This is a genomic window from Xanthomonas arboricola pv. guizotiae, from assembly GCF_002940205.1.
Taxonomy (GTDB): Bacteria; Pseudomonadota; Gammaproteobacteria; order Xanthomonadales; family Xanthomonadaceae; genus Xanthomonas; species Xanthomonas arboricola_C.
This window is the reverse complement of record NZ_MDSK01000075.1, coordinates 1-4,667: the sequence shown is the minus strand read 5'-3', so window position 1 is coordinate 4,667 and position 4,667 is coordinate 1. Positions and strand designations below refer to the sequence as shown.

3 protein-coding genes and 1 pseudogene are annotated in these 4,667 nt (G+C 65.0%); 1 reads left to right on the top strand and 3 read right to left on the bottom strand.

What is annotated here, in order from left to right; all coding sequences use genetic code 11:
• Nucleotides 1–82: 82 nt before the first annotated feature.
• Nucleotides 83–475 (top strand): annotated as a pseudogene (locus XarbCFBP7408_RS21675) (hypothetical protein); the annotation flags it as partial.
• Between the two features lie 7 nt (nt 476–482).
• On the opposite strand, the gene XarbCFBP7408_RS21670 reads toward XarbCFBP7408_RS21675, so the two are convergent.
• The 3 genes from XarbCFBP7408_RS21670 to ttcA form a co-directional block, all read right to left on the bottom strand.
• Nucleotides 483–1,268, bottom strand: coding sequence for a SprT family zinc-dependent metalloprotease (locus tag XarbCFBP7408_RS21670; protein WP_181107102.1), 786 nt, complete (start codon nt 1,266–1,268; stop codon nt 483–485).
• 740 nt (nt 1,269–2,008) lie between these two features.
• Nucleotides 2,009–2,914, bottom strand: a complete 906-nt coding sequence (locus XarbCFBP7408_RS21665; RefSeq protein WP_008577753.1) for a recombination-associated protein RdgC — start codon at nt 2,912–2,914, stop codon at nt 2,009–2,011.
• Nucleotides 2,915–2,980: 66 nt separating this feature from the next.
• Nucleotides 2,981–3,895, bottom strand: coding sequence for a tRNA 2-thiocytidine(32) synthetase TtcA (gene ttcA, locus XarbCFBP7408_RS21660; RefSeq protein ID WP_104564667.1), 915 nt, complete (start codon nt 3,893–3,895; stop codon nt 2,981–2,983).
• Nucleotides 3,896–4,667: the final 772 nt, after the last annotated feature.

Genomic DNA, 4,667 nt, shown 5'->3' with positions numbered 1-4,667 from the left:
GTCGCATCGATCTCCACTTGGCGTTGCTTTCGCTCGCATCCTCCATCATCTGCTTACGCCTTCTTCCTGGGTTTTGTTAGCCGCTCTAAGTCGCGAATGGGAGATGGAAAGGCACTTTTTACCGATTGTAATCTCCGCCTTGGCCTCGCTTTATATCGCTTCTGCGCTCCACGCGCCTCGCAAGCTCAAGATAAGATCGGCTATCGGAATGATTGCAATCCTGACTTGTTTCGCGGCCATATATCCAAAACCGATGGTTAATCTACTTGCCAACGGCCTTCGCGCTTATGGCGTCGGGGGCGAGCTTCCAGTGCAGATTGTGTATCAGAATGGCGAGACGACGAGGGGAAAGCTGATTTTTCTCTCCCCAGAAAATGCATATGTCACACTTATCAAAGATGGCGCCTCCCTGAGCACTATTCGGCGGAGTGCCACGAGGGAGATTATCATCGTGCGCAACTCATCTTTGCCTTGATTAAAATTCACTCAGCCTGTAGCAACCGCCGCAGTTGCGCCTTGAGCTGGCGGCCGTGCTCGTGGAAATAGCTGCGCTCGTCGCGCCAGGCGGGAAGGCGTTGTTCCACCTCGGCCCAGAACGCCGGCGAGTGGTTGGCCTGCAGCAGGTGGCAGAGCTCGTGCACCAGCACGTATTCGAACGCGGACGGGCGGCCGAGCACCAGCGCCAAGTCCAGCGCCATCGAGCCATCCGGCGCCAGCGAGCCCCACTGCGAGGACATCACCTTCAGCCGCACCCGTGCCGGGGCACGCGGCAGGCCGGGCAGATAGGTGGGCAACCAGCGGCCGACATCGGCGCGCGCCTGCGCTTCGTAGAATTCCTTCAGCGTGCGACGCAAACCTGCATCGCCCAGGCGGGTCGGCACATGGAACTGCGCGCCGTCATCGCTGACCTCGATACGTGCGTAGCGCCCGTCGTGCCAGCTCAGCGGCAACAAGGCGCCGCGTAACGGCAGCAGCCCCGGCACGCCACGCTCCAGCGCCGGAAATGCATCGACCTGCTGATAACGCGACAACTGCGTGCCCAACCACTCCAGATGCGCCTGCAGAAAGCGTTCGCCGGCGACCAGGCTTGCGCGCAGCGGCAAGGTCAGCCGCGCGCCGCGTTCGTCCACGCTGAGCTTGATGCGCCGCGCACGCGGGTCGCGCACGCGCAGCACCGCGATCTCGCGCCCGTCCAGCTGCAGGCGCAGGCAATCGCGTTCGACGACCTGCGGGGCGGGCGCGATAAGGCGGCGGACGGGCTTGAACATGGGCACAGGATAGCGCTGCAATGTGTCAGGTGGTGAGACGGGGCGATTGATGCATTCGATGTTGGCGCGACTTCTTTGAGCGGCTGGCAAACCACGCTGCCCACCGCCAGGTGGGCGCAGCCGACGTCGCTAGATCTGCGGCCTGGCTGCAGGGCCCTTGCCCGGCCAGCACGGCCGAGTCTCTGTGCTTTGGGCGTCGTACTGGATAGCGCGAATGAAAAAGCTGCAGAGCGGATGATCTGCAGCTTGGTTGCAGGGTCCTTGCCCGCCCACCCTCGCGGGACACGCCGCAAGTACGTCCTTGTCGGCGCTTACGCGGCATCCATGCCGCGTAAGGTCCCGCGACGGTAGGCGGGCAAGGACCCGTCGAGATGGTTGGTGTGCATGTTTGCAAGCACCGCATGACCTGCGCTGGTCGGATCACTGTGCGTCGACCAGCTTCCCGCCTCCCTTTCGCATGCCGAGCGGTGGACAGGCTTTCAGCACGCAACCTGCAAACTTTCAGTGCCTGGCGCAGCGCAGCCGGACGACACGCTTTCAAGAAAGCAGCCGACCAACTGTCTGGCGCGGTGCCCTCGCCGGTTGCGGAACCCTTGGCGGTATGGATGCCGCCAAGGAAACTCCACGAACGGATGCACGGCGTGTTCCGCGAGCGGTGAGGACACCGCGCACTCGACTCACCGGGCATTTGACTCGAGCATCGATCGCGACGACGCCACGCCACCGTTCGACCGTTGCGCTTACTCGGCCTTGCTCAGCTTCAGCGCGGTTTCCAGTAGCAGGAACAGGCGGCGGATTTCCGCGCTCATCAGCGCGAAGCGGGCATCGAGTTCGGCGCGCGCGCCGTCGTCTTCGCTGTGTTCGAGCTGGTCCAGGGCGCCATCGAGGAACTTGAGCTTGCGGATCACCAGATCGTCGCCGAGCACGAACGACAGATTGTCGTCCAGCACCAGCGCCAGCTTGGTGACCTGCTTGCCGGCTTCCAGGTGCTTGTCGATCTCGTCGCCGCGCAGTTCCTGGTGCTGGCACTTGACCACCGCACCGCCTTCGATCGGGTCCTTCATCTCGCACTCTTCGCCCAGGCTTAGGCCTTCGGGCAAGGGTTCGCCGGCGATCCAGCCGGTGAGGATGGCGCGCGGTGCGACTTCGGCATTCAACGGCAATGCCGGGAAGCTGCCGAGCGCGCCGCGGATCTCGCTCATCACGTTCTCGCCGCTCTTGCGGCTGGAGCTGTTGACCGCGATGTAGCCGTGCTGCAGGTCCAGGATGGCGTCGGTGCGCGAGCTCTTGACGAAGGCGCGCGGCAGCAGCTCATGGATCAGGTCGTCCTTCAGGCGCTTGCGCGCCTTGCCACCGGGGCGGCGGCCTTCCTTTTCCTCGATCTCGGCGACCTTGCGCTCGAGCAGGTCGTTGACCACCGCACCGGGCAGGATCTTGTCCTCGCCACCGACGGTAAGCCAGAGGAAATCTTCCAGGCGGTGCGAGAGCACTTCCTGCTCGTCGCGGCCGAACGGGGAGATGAAACCGCGCGAGCTCATTTCCAGCGGGCCGACCGGCTTGAGCTGCACTGGCGGCAGCAGCGTGTCGATCTCGGAGAAATCCAGCGTGGTCGGGAAACGGAACAAAGTGAGATTACGAAAGAACATGCGTCAGACCGAAGAGGAGGAAGAAACGTGGAGGGTAAAAAGACTGCCGGCGCCGCGATGGCCGCGTCAGTCGCTGTCGTGTGTGCCGTCGCCGGCGGCGAGCCAGGCGCTGGAATCGGGATCGGGCGGTGCTGCATCGCCGTTGCGGCCCAGCGCCAGGAAATCGAACAGGGTGCGGTCGGCCAGTTGCTCGGGACGCACATCGCCCAGCGCGCGGGCGATCTGCTCGACCCGCCCGGGCTGCTCGCGGTCCCACTGCTGCAGCATCCGCCCGACCTGCTGGCGCTGCAGGTTTTCCTGGCTGCCGCACAGGTTGCACGGAATGATCGGGAACTGGCGCGCCTGCGCGTAGTCGGCGATATCGGCTTCGCGCACGTGGGCCAGCGGGCGGATCACCACATGCGCGCCGTCGTCGCTGCGCAGCTTGGGCGCCATCGCCGCGAGCCGGGCGTGGTGGAACAGATTCATGAAGAACGTGGCCACGATGTCGTCGCGATGGTGGCCGAGCGCGATCTTGGTCACGCCATGCGCCTGCGCATAGGCATACAGCGCGCCGCGCCGCAGCCGCGAGCACAACGAACACATGGTCTTGCCGGCCGGAATCACCCGGCTGACCACCGAATAGGTGTCCTGCTCGACGATGTCGAACGGCACGTCCAGCCCGCGCAAGTAGGTGGGCAGCACCTGCGCGGGGAAGTCGGGCTGCTTCTGGTCCAGATTGACCGCCACCAGCGTGAACGGCACCGGTGCCTTGCGCTGCAACTGCAGCAGCATGTCCAGCAAGGTGTAGCTGTCCTTGCCGCCGGACAGGCAGACCATGATCTTGTCGCCGGGGGCGATCATGCCGAAGTCGGCGATCGCCTGGCCCACCTGGCGCTGCAGGCGTTTGCCCAGGCGCAGCTGCTCACGCTGCAACCGCTGGCGCGGGTCGCGCGGCGCGGGGTCGGCCAGGGGTTGCGGCAGCGGCAGGACAGCGGTCATAAGCCGCCCATTGTAGCGGCCGAGGGGATCGGGTTTGGGGCGTGAGGCCAGAGGTGGCTGCCCCCCATCCGCCCTTCGGGCACCTTCCCCCGTAAACGGGGGAAGGAAGCAAGCCCTCGTCTACGGGGAGGAGCGCCTCCCGCACAACTCTTTTCCGGCGGTCCCCTTCTCCTGGCAGTTCCAACGCCTGGCAGTCCCCTCTCCGGGCGGTTCCCTCTCCCCTCTCCCCTCTCCCCTCTCCCGCACGCGGGAGAGGGTGCCCGAAGGGCGGGTGAGGGGCCGTACGTCCCAACCCACCAACTACCGGCCGTCACCACACCCTGCCGCCGCACAGCAGCGCGCATCTCGCAGCGCAGCAAGCCTTTCGGCGCCGGGTAAAGTCGGGCACACTGCTTCACTCGGGATCGGCATGGCATCTTCAGCTTCGCTCCATCGCGCGGCTTTTTTCGGTCGCGACTGTGGTAGCGCTAACATTTCGTGCGGCGTGGGTCAGGCCCTGTGCCGGCATTCGTCTCCGGCACTGATGAAGAGTGCGCGCCGGTGGCCGGCAGCGGTGGCCTGCATGCGCGATCGCTGCGCTGCGTGACCGATCACTCGCGTGCGACACCTCTCCCTTCTCCCCTCGCCTCTCTGCAGGAGTTCCACCCCATGAGCACCACCGTCTACATCGGCGCGAAAGAATATTTCCCCGGCATCGGCAAGATCGGTTTCGAAGGCCGCGACTCGGACAACCCGCTCGCGTTCAAGGTCTACGACGCCAACAAGCAGGTCG